This is a genomic window from Streptomyces liliiviolaceus (assembly GCF_018070025.1).
GTDB lineage: Bacteria > Actinomycetota > Actinomycetes > Streptomycetales > Streptomycetaceae > Streptomyces > Streptomyces liliiviolaceus.
Genome location: NZ_JAGPYQ010000002.1, coordinates 1,054,754 through 1,074,080 on the forward strand (window position 1 = coordinate 1,054,754; position 19,327 = coordinate 1,074,080).

Below are 19,327 nucleotides of genomic sequence, written 5' to 3' on the forward strand. Positions count from 1 at the left end.
CAACAGTGCGTATCCAGTCGGTGAACCCGATGTGCAAGACCCCGGCGCGCGCGAGTATCGTCCTCACCTGCACAGACTTGAAACCCACACAGACTTGTCACCCACCTCTTGATACCGGAGGGCCCGTTGTCCCGCTTCGTGCTCATCAAGGCAGTGCTCGGACCGATCATGCGCCTGATGTTCCGCCCACGGGTGGAAGGTGCGGAGCGCATCCCGGGCACGGGACCGGTCATCCTGGCCGGCAACCATCTCACGTTCATCGACTCGATGATCATGCCGCTGTTCTGCGACCGTCAGGTCTTCTTCATCGGCAAGGACGAGTACGTCACCGGCAAGGGCCTCAAGGGGCGGCTGATGGCGTGGTTCTTCACCGGCTGCGGCATGATCCCGGTCGACCGGGACGGCGGACGCGGCGGTGTCGCGGCGCTGATGACGGGGCGTCGGGTGCTGGAGGAGGGCAAGGTCTTCAGCATCTACCCCGAGGGCACGCGGTCCCCCGACGGGCGGCTCTACCGGGGCCGCACCGGTATCGCGCGGCTCGCGCTGATGACCGGGGCGCCCGTGGTGCCGTTCGCCATCATCGGCACGGACAAGATCCAGCCCGGTGGTGCGGGGTTCCCCCGGCCGGGGCGGGTCACCGTCCGGTTCGGCGAGGCGATGGAGTTCTCGCGGTACGAGGGGATGGATCGGGACCGTTATGTTCTGCGGGCCGTGACGGACTCCGTGATGGCCGAGGTCATGCGGTTGTCCGGGCAGGAGTATGTGGACATGTACGCCACGAAGGCGAAGGAAGCGGCGTAGCTCCGCTGGTTTTTTGACCGGGTGGTCGTGGTCGTCGGCTTTTCGGGTGCGGGCCGTCCTGGGCTGGTCGCGCAGTTCCCCGCGCCCCTTGCGGGGGTGACGGCCGGTGGCACGCTGCGGGTTGTATGTGGTTGGCCGCGCCGTTCCCCGCGCCCCTTGCGAGGGTGACAGGCCGTCGCGCCGTGCGGGTCATACGTGGTTCCCCGCGGCCCCTGCGGGGCTCGGAGCGGCGCGTCTGTCGTGGTCCGAGCCCCCCTCCTTTGGGCTACAGCTTCTCGTTTTTCAGTAGGTGCCATGCTGCCGCCGACGCGGCGAGCAGGACTGCTGCGCCCAGGCCCGCTGCCAGGGCTACGCCGTCGACGAAGGCCGTGCGGGCCGCGTCCAGCAGGGGCTCGGGGGTCGGCAGGGCCGAGGAGGCCTCCACCGCTCCGCCGAGGGACTCGTGGGCCGCGTCGGCCACTTCCCGCGGTGTGCCCGCCGGGGCCGTGAAGCCCGCGTAGACGCCCGTGACGATCGAGCCCAGCAGCGCGATACCGAGGGCCGCCCCCAGCTCGTACGCCGTCTCGGAGACCGCGGACGCGGCGCCCGCCTGCTCCTTGGGCACGCTGGAGAGGATCACGTCGGCGGTCACGGTGAAGGAGAAGCCCGCGCCGACGCCGACGACCAGCAGGGCCGTGCCGAGGAGCGGATAACCGGTGGACTGGTCCAGCACGGTCAGCGCGGCCAGGGCAAGGCCGATCGCGGCGAGGCCGCCCGCCACGACGGCCCGTACCGAGTACCGGCGAGCGAACGTTCCTGCGACCAGGCCCGCCGCCACCGCCCCCACCGCGGCGGGCAGTTCGGCGAGGCCGGCCTCCAGCGGCCCGCGCCCCTGCACGAGTTGCAGGTACTGCGAGAGGAAGAAGACCACTCCGGACAGGCCGAGGATCGTCAGCAGGTCGGCCAGCACCGCTCCGGAGAAGCCGCGGTTGCGGAACAGCCGCATGTTCAGGAGCGGGACGGGGAGCGTCAGTTGGCGGCGTACGAAGCCGTACAGCGCCGCCGCTCCGAGCAGGGCCGCCGCGCCGGCCGTCGCGTTCGGGCCGTGCGAGGCGGCCTCCTTGATGCCGTACACGATGCCCACCATGCCGACGAGGGACAGTGCGACGCTGACGAGGTCCCAGGGGCCGGGCTCGGGGTTGCGGGACTCCGGCAGGAGCTTCACGCCGACCAGGACGAGGACCGCCATCACGGGCAGGTTGATCAGGAAGACCGAGCCCCACCAGAAGTGTTCGAGCAGGAAGCCGCCGAGGACGGGGCCGACCGCCGTACCGGCCGAGGCGGTGGCGCCCCAGATACCGATGGCGAGGCTGCGTTCACGCGGGTCGTGGAAGAGGTTGCGGATGAGGGCGAGCGTGGCGGGCATCAGCGTGGCACCCGCGACACCGAGCAACGCCCGCGCCACGATCAGCAGTTCGGGTGTGCTCGCATAAGCGTTGAGCACCGAGACCAGGCCGAACGCCACCGAACCGGCGAGCAGCAGCTTCTTGCGGCCGACACGGTCGCCGAGACTGCCCATGGAGACGAGCAGACCGGCGATGACGAACGAGTAGACGTCACCGATCCACAGGAGCTGGTTGCCGGAGGGCTTCAGGTCCTCGCTGATGTAGGGGGTCGCGAGACCGAGGACGGTCGCGTCGACGGCCACCAGCAGCACGGCGAGGACGAGAACGGAGAGCGCGAGCCAACGGCCCGGTCGCTTCTCCGCCTCCGCCGCGAACGCCGGCCGCGTCGTGCTGGTCATGATTCCTCTCTCCGTAGTGCGCCGCCGAGCAACAGCTCGACGATCATGTACTGGAAGTCCTTGGCCGCCACCCGGCCCTCGCTCACGGCCCACGCCCCGGAGGCGAAGAGCCCGTAGAGGGCTTCGGTGAGCCAGGCCGGGGTCAGGTCGATACGGAACTCGCCGCTCTCCTGGCCCCGCCGGAACAGCGCGGCGATCCGGGCGTCGATGCGGGACCAGCCCGCGTTCTGCTCCTCGCCCTCGAACAGCTGGTTCTCGGTGTAGAGGAAGCCGAGCAGCCCCGCGGCGCTCTCGAACTCCCCCACCAGACGGCGTACGGCCTCGCGGGCGGTTCCGTCGTCGAGCCGGGCCGCGTCCAGCGCGGCCTCGCACTCCTGGATGCCCAGCTCTTCGAGCGCCCGTACGAGGGCGTCGCGGCCCGCGAACTGGCGGTGCAGGGTCGCCCGGCTGATCCCGGCCGCCTTGGCGACCTCGTCCATGGTGGCGGTGGCTCTGCGGGTCAGCAGGGCGGCTGCGCTGCGCAGCACGTGTTCACGATCGACAGCCATAAGACAACCATAGCCCAGATGAGACAGAGATGTCTCATGCGGGGCATGTGACGCTCACCGGGAGGGGCCGGGGAACGTCAGAAGGGGTCGTGGAGCCGGAGAGGTCAGTGCCAGGGCAGGCCTGCGCGGTGCTCCCAGTACGCGCCCGGCTCCTCGGCCAGGGTGTCGAGACGGGCCACCTGGCCGTCGTCGAGATCGGCCACCGCCGCGTGCAGGTTGGACGCGAGCTGGGTGGTGGTGGCCGCGCCGGAGAGGACGACGCCCGCCCAGGGCCTGCGCAGCACGAAGGCGAGGGCGACCGCGTCGGAGCCGACGCCGGCCTCCTGGGCGATCGCGCGCACGGCGGCCGGCGCGTGCGGGTCGGCGAGGCGGCCGTTGGCCATGCCCTCCTTGACGATCACGGTGAGTCCGGCCTCGTGCGCCTCGGCGAGCGCGGGTCCCGCGGAGGTGTCCAGGACGTTGTACGTGGCCTGGACGGTCCGGAAGAGAGGGGTCGAGCCGACCGTCACGGCGAGGGCGGCGCGGATCGCGTCGGCCTGGGCGGGGCCGCTGGTGGAGAAGCCGACGGTCAGGCCCCGCGCGGCGGCCTCGGCCAGTTCGGCGTGCAGTTCCTTGTCGGTGAGGGCCGGGCTCTCGGGCGTCACGGAGTGGATCTGGTAGAGGTCGAGACGGTCGCCGAGCAGTTCGGCGCTCTCGGCGCGCTGCCGCTCGTACGTGGTGAGGCTGTGGTCCTTGACCTCGTGGGCCTCGGCGTCGGTGCGCCAGTCGGCGGTGTAGGTGTAGCCCCATTTGCTGCCGACGACGATGTCGTCGATGGCGGGGTGTGCGGCGAGCCAGCTCGCCAGGAACTCTTCCGAGCGGCCGTACGAGCGGGCGGCGTCGAAGTAGCGGACGCCTTGGGCGTAGGCGGCGTCGAGGAGTTCGTGGGTGCGGGTGCGCAGTGCTTCGACACTGCGGTCCGCTCCCAGGTCCTCGTCGCGGCCGAGGGTGATGTAGCCGGGGCGACCGATTGCGGCGAGGCCGAGGCCGATGTGGCAGGTGGGGGTGGTTGCTGTTGCCAGTCGGGCGAAGGGCATCGCGAACTCCGTTGGTCGACTGCGGTTCGGCTGTCCGACCAACGTATCCCGACGATCAGGGGGGCGGGTGGGGGGTGGCTCCGCCGGGTGCGGGTACGTCGTGGCTTGTCGCGCAGTTACCCGCGCCGTTGGAAGCCGGCCGCCTGCCGCTGCGGGCCGTATGTGGTTACCCGCGCCGTTCCCCGCGCCCCTTGGGGGCGTGACGGCCGGTTGCCCACTGCGGGTGCGTCGTGGTTGCTCGCGCAGTTCCCCGCGCCCCTAAAGGGGCCGTCGTCTGGTGCGGGTTGTGCGTGGTTGCTCGCGCCGTTCCTCGCGCCCCTTCAGGGCGAAAGACCGGGGCGCAGCCCCGTTTTTCAGGGGCGCGGGGAACTGCGCGGGCAACCACGACGTGCCCGCAGCGTCCCACCGGCCGTCACGCCCCCGAGGGGCGCGGGGAACTGCGCGGCCAGCCACGACGCACCCGCAGCATACGGTCGGCCGTCACACCCCCCAGGGGCGCGGGGAACTGCGCAGTCGTCAGCCCGCCGTCAGGGTCCCGTAGCCCGGAACCCCGAAGCGGCCCAGCGTCACCCCTTCGACTTCGCCGTCGCCCAAGCCCTCTGCGACGCCACGTCCGACTTCACCTCGGTGAGTTGGACGGCGACCGCGCTCGGGGCCGTGCCGCCGCGCGCGGAGCGGGACGCCAGCGCGCCCGGGACGTTCAGGACCGACCGCACCTCCGGCGTCAGATGCGCGGAGATCTTCGCGAACTGCTCGTCGGTGAGCCCGTCCAGCTCGACACCGTCCGCCTCGGCGGCCTTCACACACTCGCCGGCGACCTCGTGCGCGACCCGGAACGGCACCCCCTGCTTCACGAGCCATTCCGCGATGTCGGTGGCGAGCGAGAACCCGGCCGGGGCCAGCTCCTCCATCCGCTCGCGGTGGACCGTCAGCGTGGCCATCATCCCGGTGAAGGCCGGCAGCAGGACCTCCAGCTGGTCGCAGGAGTCGAAGACCGGCTCCTTGTCCTCCTGGAGGTCACGGTTGTAGGCGAGCGGAAGCGCCTTGAGGGTCGCCATCAGACCGGTGAGGTTGCCGATCAGGCGGCCGCTCTTGCCCCGCGCCAGCTCCGCGATGTCGGGGTTCTTCTTCTGCGGCATGATCGACGAGCCGGTGGAGAACGCGTCGTGCAGGGTGACGAAGGAGAACTCCTTCGTGTTCCAGATGATGACCTCCTCCGCGATCCGCGAGAGGTTGACGCCGATCATCGCCGTGATGAAGGCGAACTCGGCCGCGAAGTCCCGCGAGGCCGTGCCGTCGATGGAGTTGCCGACGCTGCCGTTCTCGAAGCCGAGGTCCTCGGCGACCGCCTCCGGGTCGAGGCCGAGGCTGCTGCCGGCGAGCGCGCCGGAGCCGTACGGCGACACCGCGGTCCGGTCGTCCCACTGCCGCAGCCGCTCGGCGTCCCGGGAGAGGGCCTGTGCGTGGGCCAGTACGTGGTGGGCGAACAGCACGGGCTGGGCGTGCTGCAGATGCGTACGGCCGGGCATCGCGACGTCCGGGTGCGCCTCCGCGAGACCGACGAGCGCGTCCTGGAGTTCGGCGATCAGACCGCCGATGATCCGGGCGTGGTCGCGCAGGTACATCCGGAAGAGCGTGGCCACCTGGTCGTTGCGCGAGCGGCCGGCGCGCAGCTTGCCGCCGAGGTCGGGGCCGAGCTGCTCCAGGAGTCCGCGTTCCAGGGCGGTGTGGACGTCCTCGTCGGCGACGGTGCCGACGAAGGAGCCGTCCGCGACGGCGGCCTCCAGCCGGTCGAGGCCGGCGAGCATCCGGGTCAGTTCGTCGTCGTCGAGGAGGTGCGCCTTGTGCAGCACGCGCGCGTGGGCACGCGAACCGGCGATGTCGTAGGGCGCCAGCCGCCAGTCGAAGTGGACGGACGCGGACAGCTTGGCCAGTGCCTCGGCGGGACCGTCGGCGAACCGTCCGCCCCAGAGCCGTACGTCACCACTGTTGCTGCTCACTGGCTGCACTCCTCAGGACTGTTGGGAAGAGGGCGCCCCCGAGGGGGCGCGGGGAACTGCGCGATCGGCCACGACGCACCCGCACCCGGTCGCCCGCCGGGCCGCATCGCAGCACACTCACCGCTATGCATGATTATGCAGACTCCTGCATGACTCGTCAATTCAGCGGATCCCGGCAACGAAATCCCGCCCCACGTTGAACGCGAGAAACCGCTTACCCGTACTTCACCCCGAACGCCGGCGCCGCGTCCGTGAAGCAGCTTCGAACCCCACTTCGAAGTCACCGCACCCCTCCCCTGACCCAAGTGAGGCATCCCCATGTCCAGGGCTCTTCCGAAGTACAACAAGCGCCGCGTGGCGATCATCGGCGGCGCTGCCGCGGTGGCGTTGTCCGGAGCGGTGATCGCAGGTTCCGCCCTCGCCGGGGAGACGTCCAAGAGCAACGACGGCCAGGCCTCGACCCTCGCGTCCCCCGGCACGATCAGTTGCCCCGCCGTGGACGGCAGCCTGCCCGCGATCCCCGCCTCCGCACAGGACGAGGTCACCAGGAACCTCGCCCTCCTCGACACCCAGATCGCCGAAGCCAACCAACGGCTCATCGACACCGTCGGCCAGGGCGGCGCCAACTTCGTCCAGAACGCCATCCTCGGCCCCCTGGAGGACAAGCGCATCGCCACCCTCAACCGCATCGAAACCGCCATCGGCCGCACCGCCGCCAAGCCCGAAGGCCTCGAAGCACTCGCCCCCTGCCAACTGAACGCCGACGGCGCGGCCGAAGCGGGCGACGGGGCGGGCGAGGAGGCCGGTGCCGAGCCGACGGAGGCGGCCACGGAAGAGGCCGGCGGGAACGCGGGCGGAGAGGACGCGGGTGACACGGGCGACGCGGGGGCCGTCGGCACGATCAGCTGCCCCGCCGTCGAGGGCAGCCTCCCCGCGATCCCCGCCTCCGCACAGGACGAGGTCACCAGGAACCTCGCCCTCCTCGACACCCAGATCGCCGAAGCCAACCAACGGCTCATCGACACCGTCGGCCAGGGCGGCGCCAACTTCGTCCAGAACGCCATCCTCGGCCCCCTGGAGGACAAGCGCATCGCCACCCTCAACCGCATCGAAACCGCCATCGGCCGCACCGCCGCCAAGCCCGAGGGTCTCGAAGCTCTCGCCCCCTGCGAGCTGAACCAGTAGAACCGGCCCCCACCCCCACGGGCGCCCCGCGCGCCGGCCGGGGCGAGCCCGGGACCCGGGGCCACACGGCCCGCGGGTCCCGGAGCCCGCGCAAATAGTTAGACAGGCGAAAGACTTTCGCCGATAATCAGCAACCATGGGAAAGACCTACGAACGCATCGACGGCCGCCTGCGTACGTTCATCGAGGCGCAGCCCCTCTTCTTCACCGCCACCGCGCCCCTGTCCGGCGACGGCACGGTCAACCTCTCCCCCAAAGGACTGACCGGTTCGTTCGCGGTCCTCGACGAGCTCACCGTCGCCTATCTGGACTTCGCCGGCAGCCACGCCGAGACCATCGCGCATCTGCGGGAGAACGGCCGGATCACCCTGATGTGGTGCGCCTTCCAGGGCCCGCCGAACATCGTCCGGGTGCACGGCCGGGGCGAACCGGTCTTCCGTGACGACCCCCGCTTCGAGGACCTCCTCGCACACTTCCCGGACATCGTCCCCGACCCGCACGGCCTACGGGCGATCATCGTGGTGACGGCCGAGATCATCCGGGACAGCTGCGGTTACGCCGTGCCCTACATGTCGTACGACGAGGACCGTGACCTGCACGCCAGGCGCTTCGCGCGCGAGGACGACGTCTCACTGAACGCGTACTTCGAGAAGAAGGAGCACATCGGGACCAGCATGGACGGCCTGCCCGGGCTGCCGCTGCCCCTGCCGGCCCGTACCGTCTGAGCATGCGCCCCGGAGCCGCCGTCCTCGCGTCCGTGTCCCTCCTCGTGCTCGCCGCGGGACCGGCCCCCGGCGACCCGCCCCCGCTGCCGGAGCGGATGGCGGACACGGGCGGCGGCAGCCAGCTCATCACCGCGCAGGCCGCCCGGACCTCCTCGACGACCGGCACGGTCACCTGGTGGGACCGTCGTGACGGGCGCTGGGTGAAGGCCGGTTCGGCGCCCGCGCGCTTCGGAGCCAACGGGCTCGTCGAGGGCGGCTCCCGCGAGCAGGGCACGAACACCACCCCGACCGGCCTGTACGACCTCCCGTACGCCTTCGGGATCGAACCGGCGCCCGAGGGGACGCGCACGCCGTACCGGCCGGTGCGGCAGACCTCCTGGTGGTGCCAGGACAACGACTCGCGCTCCTACAACCGGTGGACCGACCCCCGCCCGGCCGACTGCCGCGCCGCCGAGTCCGAGCACCTGATCTCGTACGGGACGCAGTACGCGTACGCCCTCGTCATCGGTTTCAACTACCGGCAGCCCGTGCGCGGGCGCGGTGCGGGGATCTTTCTGCACGTCAACGGGCGTGGGGCGACCGCCGGTTGTGTGTCCGTGCCCAGGGACGCCATGCGGCACATCCTGAACTGGGCCGAACCCGGCCGCAGTCCGCACATCGCCATCGGGACCGACGCCGGGCCGACCGCCCTCACCGGCCGCTCACAGCCGGCACACTGACAGCCGGCACCCGGCCGTTACCGCGAGTCTCAGCAGTTCACGGCTTGCCCTGTGGCCCGTTGAACACACGGCCGTCCAGGGACGTACCAGTGGGCCTAGGGGGCACTCCCCCTTCCCAGCGTCCCCCACGGAGGAACCGTGAGCACGATCGCCGGCGGTCGCGCCGCGCGGCGCCAGACGATGCGCCGTATCCGCCCTCGCCGCTCCCCCGCCATCCCGTTGCTGATCGCCGTATGGGCGGGCGCGGCGGGAGTCGTCTGGCTCTGGTGGAGCAATACGCCGGCCATCGCCGACGACAAGGGCCGGATCCTGAACGCGGGCCGGATCACCGGTCTGCTCGCCGGGTATCTGATGGCCCTCGTCGTCCTGCAGATGGCCCGGGTGCCCGCCCTGGAACGCCGCGTCGGCTCGGACCGGGTCGCCCGCTGGCACGCCATGAGCGGCCGTTACATGCTCTGCCTCGTCCTCGCCCACATCGGCCTGACGATGTACGGCTACGCCCTCCAGGCGAACACCGGGGTCGTCGAGCAGACCATCGACTCGGTCAAGACCCTGCCCGACATGGGCAAGGCGGCGATCGGCACGGGTCTGCTGCTGTTCATCGGCCTGATCTCGGTGGGCGGACTGCGCAAGAGGATCCCGTACGACACCTGGTACCACATCCACCTGCTCACGTACGTGTCCGTGTACCTGTCGTTCTGGCACCAGCTGTCCACCGGCAACGACTTCGCCGTCGAGCCGGCCGCGACCACCACCTGGTACGTGCTGTACGGAGCCGTCACCGCGCTGGTGATCTGGTACCGGGTCATCACGCCGGTCCGGCTGAACCTGCGTCACCGGATGCAGGTCGAGGAGGTCGTCGAGGAGGCGCCCGGCATCGTCTCCGTGCTGATCAGCGGGAAGCGGCTGCACCGGATCGGTGCCGAGCCGGGGCAGTTCTTCCGCTGGCGGTTCATGGCGCCGGGCATGCGGCTCAGCTCGCACCCGTACTCGCTGTCGGCCGCGCCCCGCCCCGGGCTGCTGCGGATCACCGTCAAGGCGCTGGGCGACCACAGCACCGCGCTGAAGGGGCTCAAGCGGGGCACGCGGGTGTGGGCCGAGGGCCCCTACGGCGCGCTGACCGCGTCCCGGCGCAGCCAGGGCAAGGTGCTGCTGATGGCCGGCGGCGTGGGCATCACCCCGATGCGGGCGCTGTTCGAGACGCTGCCCGCGGCGCGGGGCGACCTCACCCTGCTGTACCGGGCCAACAGCACCCAGGACCTGGCGCTGTGGGACGAGTTGTCGGCCATCGCCGACGAGCGCGGCGCCCGGCTGATGTACGCGGTGAACAGCCCCGACGGGGAGCGCCCCGACATCAACCCGGAGACGCTGCGCCAGAAGCTGCCCGACATCGACGACCACGACGTGTTCCTGTGCGGGCCGCCCGGCTTCGCCGAGGGCGCGTACACCGCACTGCGCGGCGCCGGCGTGCCCGCCCGCCGCATCCACCACGAGTCCTTCGAACTCTGAGAACTCTGAGAATCCTGAGGAACGGGAGTCCGGACCCATGAAGAAGAGCCATCCCCTGCGCCGCGTCGTGCTGGCCGGTGCCGCCACGGTGTCCGGCATCGTCCTGCTGCTGGCGCTGAAGCCGGCGTCGGACCCGGCGGCGGCGTCCGCCGACGGCGCGTCACAGCAGCAGTCGGCCTCCCCGCAAGGTTCTGGAGGAGTACAGGCGGCCGGGGGCACTCAGGCCCAGACCCTCACCGGTGACGTCGTCAAAACCGACTACGGCAACGTGCAGGTACGGATCACCGTGGCGGGCGGGAAGATCACCTCGGCCGCCGCCCTGCAGTCGCCGACCGGCGGGCGCAGTACAACGGTCAGCACCGACGCGGTGCCCAAGCTGAACAAGGCGGCGGTGACGGCCGGCAGCGCCGACATCGACGCCGTGTCCGGGGCGACCTACACCAGCGGCGGCTACAAGAAGTCGCTCCAGTCGGCGCTGGACAAGGCGGGGGCGCCGGGCGGCGGTTCGGCCGAGGCGAGCGGTACGGGTGGCGGGACCGGCGGCACGGGGAGCGCCACGGGTGGCGGCAGTGGTTCGGGCGACGCGAGCGGGTCCGGGTCCGGTGCCGCGCAGGCGAAGACCGTCACCGGCAAGGCGGTCACGACCGACTACGGGCCCGTGCAGGTACGGATCACCGTGACCGGCGGGAAGATCACCAAGGCCGAGGCGGTGCAGCAGCCCAAGGGCGGCCGCAGCGACCAGATCAGCGGGGACGCGGTGCCGAAGCTGAACGCGGCGGCGGTCGCCGCGGGCAACGCCGACATCGACGCGGTGTCCGGGGCCACCTACACCAGCGGCGGCTACAAGGAGTCCCTGCAGTCGGCGCTGGACCAGGCCGGTGGCTGAACCCGCCCAGTCCGCCGGGGTGCGTCACACGGAGGAGGTGATGGGGACGGTCTTCTCCTTCGACATCCGAGGGGGCGAACCCGAGGCCGTACAGGCCGCTTTGGCTGCGGCGGTCGCCGAACTCCACGTGGTGGACGAGGTGTTCAGCACCTACCGGCAGGACAGCCAGATCTCCCGGCTGGCGCAGGGGCTGCTGACCGTGGACGAGTGCGATCCGGAGGTCGCCGAGGTCCTCGAACTGTGCGCGGAGGCCGAGCGGTTGAGCGACGGCTGGTTCAGTCCGACGTACGCGGGGTCCGTCGACCCGACCGGCATCGTGAAGGGCTGGTCCGTCGAACGGGCGGCTCTGCGGCTGGTGGAGGCCGGGGCGAGCGGGGTGAGCGTCAACGGCGGGGGTGACGTGCAGATGTACGGCGTGCCGGGGCCGCACCGGCCCTGGCGGGTGGGGGTGGCCGACCCGTTGCGGCCGGGCGGGCTGGCCGCGGTGGTGTCCGCGGCGGGGGTGGACCGGCTGGCCGTGGCGACGTCCGGCTCCGCGGAGCGGGGTACGCACATCGTGGATCCGCGCACGGGGCGCTCCGCGGTGACCGATCTGGTGGCGGTGACCGTGGTCGGGCCGCGGATCACGTGGGCGGACGCGTGGGCGACGGCGGCGTTCGCGATGGGGTCGCGGGAGGGGCTGGCGTGGCTGGAGTCCTTGCCGGATGTCGAGGCGCTGCTGATCACTGCGGGGGATGAGGTCCGCTGTACGGGGGGTCTGGCCGACCGGCTGGGCTGAACGGACCTGCTGCCCGGCGCGGGGCCCCTGCGGGCCCCTGCGGGGCGCATCGGCGCGTGGTCGGGTGCGGGTCCGTCGTGGCTGGCCGCGCAGTTCCCCGCGCCCCTGAAGGGGCGCCCCGGCATCTCGTCGGGTGCCGGTACGTCGTGGTTGCTCGCGCCGTTCCCCGCGCCCCTAAAAGCGTGCCGAGTCCGCGGGGACGAAAGACAGGGGCGCAGCCCCGTCTTTCAGGGGCGCGGGGAACTGCGCGACCAGCCACAGCGCACCCGCACCCGAAAACCGAGGGACCGGGGCGCAGCCCCGTCCCTTAGGGGCGCGGGGAACTGCGCGGCCGGCCACGACGGACCCGCAGCCGAGAATCGGGAAGCCGGGGCGCAGCCCCGCTTTTCAGGGGCGCGGGGGCGGGATCTCAGTGGTGGTTCTGGGCCAAGCGCAGCAAGTGGTCCGCCAAGGCCTGCCCGCCCGTCGGGTCGCGGCTGATCAGCAGCAGCGTGTCGTCCCCCGCGATCGTCCCCAGGATGTCCTGCAACTCCGCCTGGTCGATGGCCGAGGCGAGGAACTGCGCGGCCCCCGGAGGAGTACGCAGAACCACCAGGTTCGCCGACGCCTCCGCGGAGATCAGCAGCTCCGCGGAGAGCCGCCGCATCCGCTCCTCCTTCGCCGACTCCCCCAGCGGAGCACGCGGCGTCCGGAAACCCCCCTCGCTCGGCACCGCGTAGATCAGGTCGCCGTCGTTGTTGCGGATCTTCACCGCGTTCAGCTCGTCGAGGTCCCGGGACAGCGTCGCCTGCGTGACGTGCAGCCCGTCGTCGGAGAGCAGCTTCGCCAACTGGCTCTGCGAGCGCACGGGCTGCCGGTTGAGGATGTCCACGATCCGGCGGTGGCGTGCGGTGCGGGTCTGCGGAACCGCGGGTCCCGCGCTGTCGTGATCCTGCGCCTGAGTCATCGTCGTCTCATTCTCCGGTCATTCTCCGGTTCGTCCGTCCCCGTTGGACCCGTTGGTCCCGTCGGTCACCGTGTCGAGAACACCGGGAAGGGCCCCGAGGAACGTGTCCACCTCGTCCTCGGTGATGTTCAGGGGCGGCATCAGCCGTACGACATCGGGGGCGGGCGCGTTCACCAGGAGGCCGGCGTCCTGAGCCGCCTGTTGCACTCGGGGTGCGAGCGGCTCGGTGAGCACGATACCCAGGAGGAGCCCCGAGCCCCGGACATGGTCGACGAGCGGGTGTCCGAGGGACTCGATTCCCTCGCGCAACTTCTCGCCGGACCGCTTCACGTTCTCCAGCAGGCCCTCGGACTCGATCGTGTCGAGGACGGCGAGCCCCGCGGCGCAGGCGACCGGGTTGCCGCCGAACGTCGTGCCGTGGTGACCGGGCTTCAGGAACTGGGCGGCGCGCCCGAAGGCGACGGTCGCGCCGAGCGGCAGGCCGCCGCCGAGGCCCTTGGCGAGGGTGACGATGTCCGGCAGGACGCCCTCGTGGGCCTGGTACTCGAACCAGTGCCCGGTCCGGCCGACCCCGGTCTGCACCTCGTCCAGGACGAGGAGGCTGCCGGTGGCGGCGGTGATGGCACGGGCCGCCTTCAGATAGCCGGGGGGCGGCACGACGACGCCGTTCTCGCCCTGGATCGGCTCGATGACGACGAGCGCGGTGTCCTCGGTGACGGCGGCGGCCAGCGCCTGCGGGTCCCCGTACGGGACATGGGTGACGTCGCCGGGCAGCGGGAGGAACGGATCCCGCTTGCCCGGCTGGCCGGTGAGCGAGAGCGCGCCCATGGTGCGGCCGTGGAAGCCGCCGTCGGTCGCGACCATGTGCGGGCGGCCGGTCAGCCGGCCGATCTTGAAGGCGCCCTCGACGGCCTCGGCCCCCGAGTTGCAGAAGTACACGCGGCCCTCCCGCCCGAAGAGCTGGAGGAGCCGTTCGGCGAGCGCGACGGGCGGCTCGGCGACGAAGAGGTTGGAGACATGGCCGAGGGACGCGATCTGCCGGCTCACGGCCTCGACGACCGCCGGGTGGGCGTGACCGAGCGCGTTGACCGCGATGCCGCCGACGAAGTCCAGGTACTCCGTACCGTCGGCGTCCCACAGCCTGGTGCCGGCGCCGCGGACGAGCGGCAGCCGGGGGGTGCCGTAGTTGTCCATGAGCGCGCCCTGCCAGCGCTGGGTGAGCTCCTCGTTGGCAGTGTTGGCGGTGTTGGCGGTCATGCGTCGGCTTCCCCCTCCGCATCGGGCACGACCATCGTGCCGATGCCTTCGTCCGTGAAGATCTCCAGCAGGATCGAGTGCTGGACCCGCCCGTCGATCACGCGGGCGGTGGTCACGCCGTTGCGCACGGCGTGCAGGCAGCCCTCCATCTTCGGCACCATGCCGCTGGCCAGCTCGGGCAGCAGCTTCTCCAGCTCCTTGGCGGTGAGCCGGCTGATGACCTCGTCGGAGTTCGGCCAGTCCTCGTAGAGGCCCTCGACGTCGGTGAGGACCATCAGTGTCTCGGCGCCCAGCGCCGCAGCGAGTGCCGCAGCCGCCGTATCAGCATTGACGTTGTAGACATGTCCGTCGTCCTGGCTACGGGCGATCGAGGAGACGACCGGGATCCGGCCGTCGGCGAGCAGTGCCTCGATCGCGCCCGTGTCGATCGCGGTGATCTCGCCCACCCGCCCGATGTCGACCAACTCCCCGTCGATCTCGGGCTGGTGCTTGATGGCGGTGATGGTGTGCGCGTCCTCGCCGGTGAGTCCCACGGCGAGCGGACCGTGCTGGTTGAGCAGTCCGACGAGTTCGCGCTGGACCTGTCCGGCGAGCACCATGCGTACGACGTCCATGGCGTCCTCGGTGGTGACCCTGAGGCCCGCCTTGAACTCGCTGACGATGCCGTGCCGGTCCAGGGCCGCGCTGATCTGCGGGCCGCCGCCGTGCACGACCACGGGCTTGAGCCCGGCGTGGCGCAGGAACACGACGTCCTGGGCGAACGCGGCCTTCAGGTCCTCGTCGATCATGGCGTTGCCGCCGAACTTGATGACGACGGTCTTGCCGTTGTGCCGGGTCAGCCAGGGCAGCGCCTCGATGAGGATCTGCGCCTTGGGCAGCGCGGTGTGTTTACGGGTGGCGCTCATGACGAGTACGCGCTGTTCTCGTGGACGTACTCCGCGGTGAGGTCGTTGGTCCAGATCGTTGCGGTCTCGGTGCCCGCGGCGAGGTCGGCGACGATGTGGACCTCCCGGTAGCGCATGTCGACCTGGTCGCGGTCCTCGCCCACAGAACCGTTCTTGCAGACCCAGACGCCGTTGATGGCGACGTTCAGCAGGTCGGGCTCGAAGGCGGCGGAGGTCGTGCCGATGGCGGAGAGCACGCGGCCCCAGTTGGGGTCCTCGCCGTGGATGGCGCACTTGAGGAGGTTGTTGCGGGCGATGGAGCGGCCCACCTCGACGGCGTCGTCCTCGCTGGCCGCGTTCACGACCTCGATCCTGATGTCCTTGCCCGCGCCCTCGGCGTCCCGGATCAGCTGCTGGCCGAGGTCGTCGCAGACGGCCCGTACCGCTTCGGCGAACTCCGCGTACTCGGGGGTGACCTCGGAGGCGCCGGACGCGAGCAGCAGCACGGTGTCGTTCGTGGACATGCAGCCGTCGGAGTCGACGCGGTCGAAGGTGACCTTGGTGGCCGCCCGCAGCGCCTTGTCGAGACTGTCGCTGTCGACGTCGGCGTCCGTGGTGAGGACGACGAGCATCGTGGCGAGGCCGGGGGCGAGCATGCCCGCGCCCTTGGCCATGCCGCCGACGGTCCAGCCGTCGCCCTGCACGACCGAGGTCTTGTGGACGGTGTCGGTGGTCTTGATGGCGATGGCGGCCTTCTCGCCGCCGTGTTCCGACAGGGCCGCGGCGGCCTGCTCGATGCCCGGCAGGAGCTTGTCCATGGGGAGCAGGATGCCGATGAGCCCGGTGGAGGCCACGGCCACTTCGGCGGCGTTCTGGCCGAGCACCCCGGCCACCTTCTCGGCGGTGGCGTGCGTGTCCTGGAAGCCCTTGGGTCCCGTACAGGCGTTGGCGCCGCCGGAGTTGAGGACGACGGCGGTCAGCCGGCCGCCCTTGAGGACCTGCTCGGACCACAGCACCGGCGCGGCCTTGACGCGGTTGGAGGTGAAGACGCCCGCGGCGGCGAGGCGGGGCCCGTCGTTGACCACGAGGGCCAGATCGGGGTTGCCGTTCTCCTTGATCCCGGCGGCGATGCCGGCCGCCGTGAACCCCTTGGCTGCCGTGACACTCACTGTGACTCCCTGTTCGCCCCGCCGCGGTAGCGGCTGATGTCGCTGCCGCCCGTGCAGCGCAGAGGTGCGGCTTTCGTCGTTTCCTGCGGCCCGGCGGCTGCACGTGCGTCTCTCACGGAGCGACTCCGATCGTGGAAAGCCCGGTGGCCTCGTCGAGTCCGAGGGCGATGTTCATGCTCTGGAGGGCACCGCCCGCGGTGCCCTTGGTGAGGTTGTCGATGGCGCTGATCGCGATGATGCGTCCCGCGGCGGCGTCGTACGCGACCTGCACCTGAACGGCGTTGGAACCGTGGACGGACGCGGTGGCCGGCCACTGCCCCTCGGGCAGCAGGTGCACGAACGGCTCGTCCGCGTACGCCTTCTCGTAGGCGGCCCGTACGGACTCCGCGGTGACGCCGGGCTTCGCCCTGGCGCTGCACGTCGCGAGGATGCCCCGGGACATCGGGGCGAGCGTCGGGGTGAAGGAGACGGTGACGGGCCCGTCCGCGACCGCGCCGAGGTTCTGGATCATCTCGGGGGTGTGCCGGTGGCCGCCGCCGACGCCGTACGGGGACATGGACCCCATGACCTCGCTGCCGAGCAGATGCGTCTTGGGGGACTTGCCTGCGCCGGACGTGCCGGACGCGGCGACGACGACGGCCTCGTTCTCGGCGAGGCCCGCCGTGTACGCGGGGACGAGCGCCAGGGTGACGGCCGTCGGATAACAACCGGGTACCGCGATGCGCCTGGACCCCTCCAGCGCCGCGCGGGCACCCGGCAGCTCGGGGAGGCCGTAGGGCCAGGTCCCGGCGTGCGGTGAGCCGTAGAACCGCTCCCAGTCGGCCGCGTCCTTCAGCCGGAAGTCGGCGCCCATGTCGACGACGAGGACCTCCGGGCCGAGCTGCTCGGCCACGGCGGCGGACTGTCCGTGGGGCAGCGCCAGAAAGACGACTTCGTGCCCCGCGAGGACCTCGGCCGTGGTCTCCTGGAGTACGCGGTCGGCCAGCGGCAGCAGATGCGGCTGCAGGGCGCCGAGTCGCTGTCCCGCGTTGGAGTTGCCGGTCAGGGCGCCGATCTCGATCTCGGGGTGCACCAGGAGCAGACGCAGCAGTTCCCCGCCCGCGTACCCACTCGCTCCGGCCACTGCCGCACGTACCGCCATGGAACCCTCCTCTTGGATGGCATGACTATACGTTTCGCTGCACGTTTATGCAATCTTGCCTGAGTGAGTACCCCCGTCACAGGAGTTATATTCTTCGTCCTCAGGGCGGAGCGAAGTAACGGTGGCACCGGAACCGACATCCCGCCGCAGAGAGTCTTGGACACCAGCCCCGTCCCTACGGACGCGCGTGTCTCGACTGCCTGGAGGGCGTGTCAGGTGTACCCGCTGCAAGATTCCGACCCGACGAACATGGGCCGCTACCGTTTACTGGGACGGCTCGGTTCCGGCGGCATGGGAAGCGTCTACCTCGGCCGCACGCCCGGGGGACGGCCCGCCGCGGTCAAGGTCATCAACGCCCATCTCCAGTACGACCCGGCGGCGTTGCAGCGCTTCCGCCGTGAGGTGGAGACGCTGGGGACCATCCGCAACGCCTTCACCGCGGCGCTCATCGACGCCGAGGTGGACAGCCCGCCGTTCTGGATGGCGACCGAGTACGTGCCCGGACCGACGCTGGCCGACGCGGTCGCGGCGGCGGGGCCCTTCCCGGTCGACCTCGGTCGCGCCGTGCTGGCCGCGCTCGCCGAGGGACTCGCCGACGTCCACGTGCACGGTGTGCTGCACCGGGACATCAAGCCGCAGAACGTCATCCTCTCGGCCACGGGCCCCCAGCTCATCGACTTCGGGATCGCCCGCAGCGAGGACATGGCCAACATCACGCAGGTCGGCACCGCGATAGGGACCCCGGGGTTCATAGCCCCGGAGAGCCTGACCCGCAGCGAGGCGGGTCCGCCGTCCGACGTGTTCGCGCTCGCCGTCACGCTGGCCTACTGCCTCACCGGCCGTGCGCCGTACGGGCAGGGCTCGCTGGCGACCGTCTCGTACCGCACCGTCCACGAGGAGATGGACCTCGCCGGGGTTCCCCCGGAGATGGCCGAGCTGCTCGCGCTGTGCGCGCACAAGGACCCGGCGATGCGCCCCGAGCCGCAGCGGATCGTGGAACTGTGCGCCAGCGAGACCGACATCGTGCGGCACCCCGCCTACCAGCGGATCATCGCCATGGCGCCCGCCTCGGACCCGACCTCGACGGCGGCCACCGCTGTGGCCTCCGCTCCCGCCTCGCCCGCGCCGCCCGCGTCGCCGTACGCACCCACGGAGATCAACTCGGCCACCCCGGCCGGTGCCGCCCCGGCGGTCGCCCCGGCACCGCCGACCGTCGCCCAGACCCGGTTCCTGGCGTCCGCGCCGCCGACCGGACCGGCCGGCACTCCCCCGCCGGGCAGCCGGCCCCCCTGGTACCGCCGCACCCCGCTCATCGCCGCCGGCGCCGTGGTCACGGTCGCCGTCGTGGTGGCCGCCGTCTTCGCCCTGCAGGACTCCGGCGCGGACGCCGACGCCAAGGACCCGAAGGGGTCCACGAGCCGTGGCGCATCCCACCGGGACACGGCCGACGCCGGCGATCCGGAGGCGAGCAAGGAGCCGGAGGCGAGCGAGGAGCCCGAGAGCCCCGCGCCCCTGCCGGAGACGCTGACGGTCCAGCCCCGGCGCACCCTGCAGACGGGCGAGTTCCTGCAGACGGCGCACATGAAGCTGATCATGCAGCCGGACGGCAACCTCGTCGCCTACGACGCGGACGACAAGGCCACCTGGGCGTCCCTCACCTCCGGCGAGAACTACAAGGCCGTGTTCCAGGAGGACGGCAACCTGGTCGTCTACACCGCCGACGACAAGCCGGTGTGGGCCACCAACACGGGATACCCCGACGGAGGAGCCGTCCTCGAACTCCGCGCCGACGGCAGCTTCGCCGTCACGAAGAACGGCCAGGACCTGTTCCTGAGCACCGAGGACACCACCGAGAAGGGCTGACCCGCCTTCGCGCCGGGGCGGCCCGGGCGGCTGCCGCCGCGCACGGACCGCCCGGCCG

At 71.3% G+C, this 19,327-nt stretch carries 17 protein-coding genes; 8 read left to right on the top strand and 9 right to left on the bottom strand.

Annotated features, from left to right (window positions below):
• Nucleotides 1–126 precede the first annotated feature (126 nt).
• Nucleotides 127–801, top strand: a complete 675-nt coding sequence (locus J8N05_RS40035; protein WP_247706880.1) for a lysophospholipid acyltransferase family protein — start codon at nt 127–129, stop codon at nt 799–801.
• 265 nt (nt 802–1,066) lie between these two features.
• Here J8N05_RS40035 and J8N05_RS40040 read toward each other — a convergent pair whose 3' ends face one another.
• From J8N05_RS40040 to argH, 4 genes are all read right to left on the bottom strand, one after another.
• On the bottom strand, nt 1,067–2,584 hold the full coding sequence (locus J8N05_RS40040) for an MFS transporter (RefSeq protein WP_210891947.1): 1,518 nt from the start codon (nt 2,582–2,584) through the stop codon (nt 1,067–1,069).
• The gene (locus tag J8N05_RS40045) at nt 2,581–3,132 is read right to left on the bottom strand and encodes a TetR/AcrR family transcriptional regulator (RefSeq protein WP_210891949.1); all 552 of its coding nucleotides are present in this window, start codon (nt 3,130–3,132) and stop codon (nt 2,581–2,583) included. The genes J8N05_RS40040 and J8N05_RS40045 overlap by 4 nt, the downstream gene beginning before the upstream one ends.
• A 104-nt stretch (nt 3,133–3,236) precedes the next feature.
• Nucleotides 3,237–4,208 carry an aldo/keto reductase gene (locus J8N05_RS40050; RefSeq protein ID WP_210891951.1) on the bottom strand — a complete coding sequence of 324 codons (972 nt, stop codon included), beginning with the start codon at nt 4,206–4,208 and terminating at the stop codon, nt 3,237–3,239.
• 566 nt (nt 4,209–4,774) lie between these two features.
• Entirely contained in the window at nt 4,775–6,208 is a 1,434-nt protein-coding gene (gene argH / locus J8N05_RS40055; RefSeq protein ID WP_210891953.1) for an argininosuccinate lyase, read from the bottom strand.
• A 318-nt stretch (nt 6,209–6,526) separates the two neighbouring features.
• On the opposite strand from argH, the gene J8N05_RS40060 reads away from it, so the two are divergent.
• The 6 genes from J8N05_RS40060 (at nt 6,527) to J8N05_RS40085 (ending at nt 12,009) form a co-directional block, all read left to right on the top strand.
• On the top strand, nt 6,527–7,393 hold the full coding sequence (locus J8N05_RS40060) for a hypothetical protein (RefSeq protein ID WP_210891955.1): 867 nt from the start codon (nt 6,527–6,529) through the stop codon (nt 7,391–7,393).
• 136 nt (nt 7,394–7,529) lie between these two features.
• Complete coding sequence (locus J8N05_RS40065; RefSeq protein ID WP_210891958.1) at nt 7,530–8,117, top strand: pyridoxamine 5'-phosphate oxidase family protein; 588 nt, start codon at nt 7,530–7,532, stop codon at nt 8,115–8,117.
• A gap of 2 nt (nt 8,118–8,119) precedes the next feature.
• A complete protein-coding gene (locus tag J8N05_RS40070) occupies nt 8,120–8,836 on the top strand; it encodes a L,D-transpeptidase family protein (protein ID WP_210891960.1) in 717 nt (238 codons plus the stop codon).
• A 180-nt stretch (nt 8,837–9,016) separates the two neighbouring features.
• Nucleotides 9,017–10,345: a ferredoxin reductase family protein gene (locus J8N05_RS40075; RefSeq protein WP_210894164.1), complete on the top strand. Its 1,329-nt coding sequence runs from the start codon at nt 9,017–9,019 to the stop codon at nt 10,343–10,345.
• A gap of 37 nt (nt 10,346–10,382) precedes the next feature.
• Nucleotides 10,383–11,231 carry an FMN-binding protein gene (locus J8N05_RS40080; protein ID WP_210891962.1) on the top strand — a complete coding sequence of 283 codons (849 nt, stop codon included), beginning with the start codon at nt 10,383–10,385 and terminating at the stop codon, nt 11,229–11,231.
• 40 nt (nt 11,232–11,271) lie between these two features.
• The gene (locus J8N05_RS40085) at nt 11,272–12,009 is read left to right on the top strand and encodes an FAD:protein FMN transferase (RefSeq protein WP_210894167.1); all 738 of its coding nucleotides are present in this window, start codon (nt 11,272–11,274) and stop codon (nt 12,007–12,009) included.
• 409 nt (nt 12,010–12,418) lie between these two features.
• Here the strand turns inward: J8N05_RS40085 and J8N05_RS40090 are convergent, their stop codons facing one another.
• The 5 genes from J8N05_RS40090 to argC all read right to left on the bottom strand — a co-directional run bounded on the left by J8N05_RS40090 (nt 12,419) and on the right by argC (nt 17,406).
• Nucleotides 12,419–12,955: an arginine repressor gene (locus J8N05_RS40090; RefSeq protein ID WP_210891964.1), complete on the bottom strand. Its 537-nt coding sequence runs from the start codon at nt 12,953–12,955 to the stop codon at nt 12,419–12,421.
• A gap of 18 nt (nt 12,956–12,973) precedes the next feature.
• Entirely contained in the window at nt 12,974–14,212 is a 1,239-nt protein-coding gene (locus J8N05_RS40095) for an acetylornithine transaminase (RefSeq protein ID WP_210891966.1), read from the bottom strand.
• Nucleotides 14,209–15,117, bottom strand: coding sequence for an acetylglutamate kinase (gene argB, locus J8N05_RS40100; protein ID WP_210891968.1), 909 nt, complete (start codon nt 15,115–15,117; stop codon nt 14,209–14,211). The genes J8N05_RS40095 and argB overlap by 4 nt, the downstream gene beginning before the upstream one ends.
• A complete protein-coding gene (argJ, locus tag J8N05_RS40105; protein WP_210891970.1) occupies nt 15,114–16,265 on the bottom strand; it encodes a bifunctional glutamate N-acetyltransferase/amino-acid acetyltransferase ArgJ in 1,152 nt (383 codons plus the stop codon). Before argJ ends, argB begins: the two co-directional genes overlap by 4 nt.
• A 112-nt stretch (nt 16,266–16,377) precedes the next feature.
• Nucleotides 16,378–17,406 (bottom strand): N-acetyl-gamma-glutamyl-phosphate reductase, encoded by a 1,029-nt coding sequence (gene argC, locus J8N05_RS40110; RefSeq protein ID WP_210891972.1) that lies wholly within the window; start codon nt 17,404–17,406, stop codon nt 16,378–16,380.
• Between the two features lie 216 nt (nt 17,407–17,622).
• Between argC and J8N05_RS40115 the strand changes: the two genes are divergently transcribed.
• Nucleotides 17,623–19,269 carry a protein kinase domain-containing protein gene (locus J8N05_RS40115; protein WP_210891973.1) on the top strand — a complete coding sequence of 549 codons (1,647 nt, stop codon included), beginning with the start codon at nt 17,623–17,625 and terminating at the stop codon, nt 19,267–19,269.
• Nucleotides 19,270–19,327: the final 58 nt, after the last annotated feature.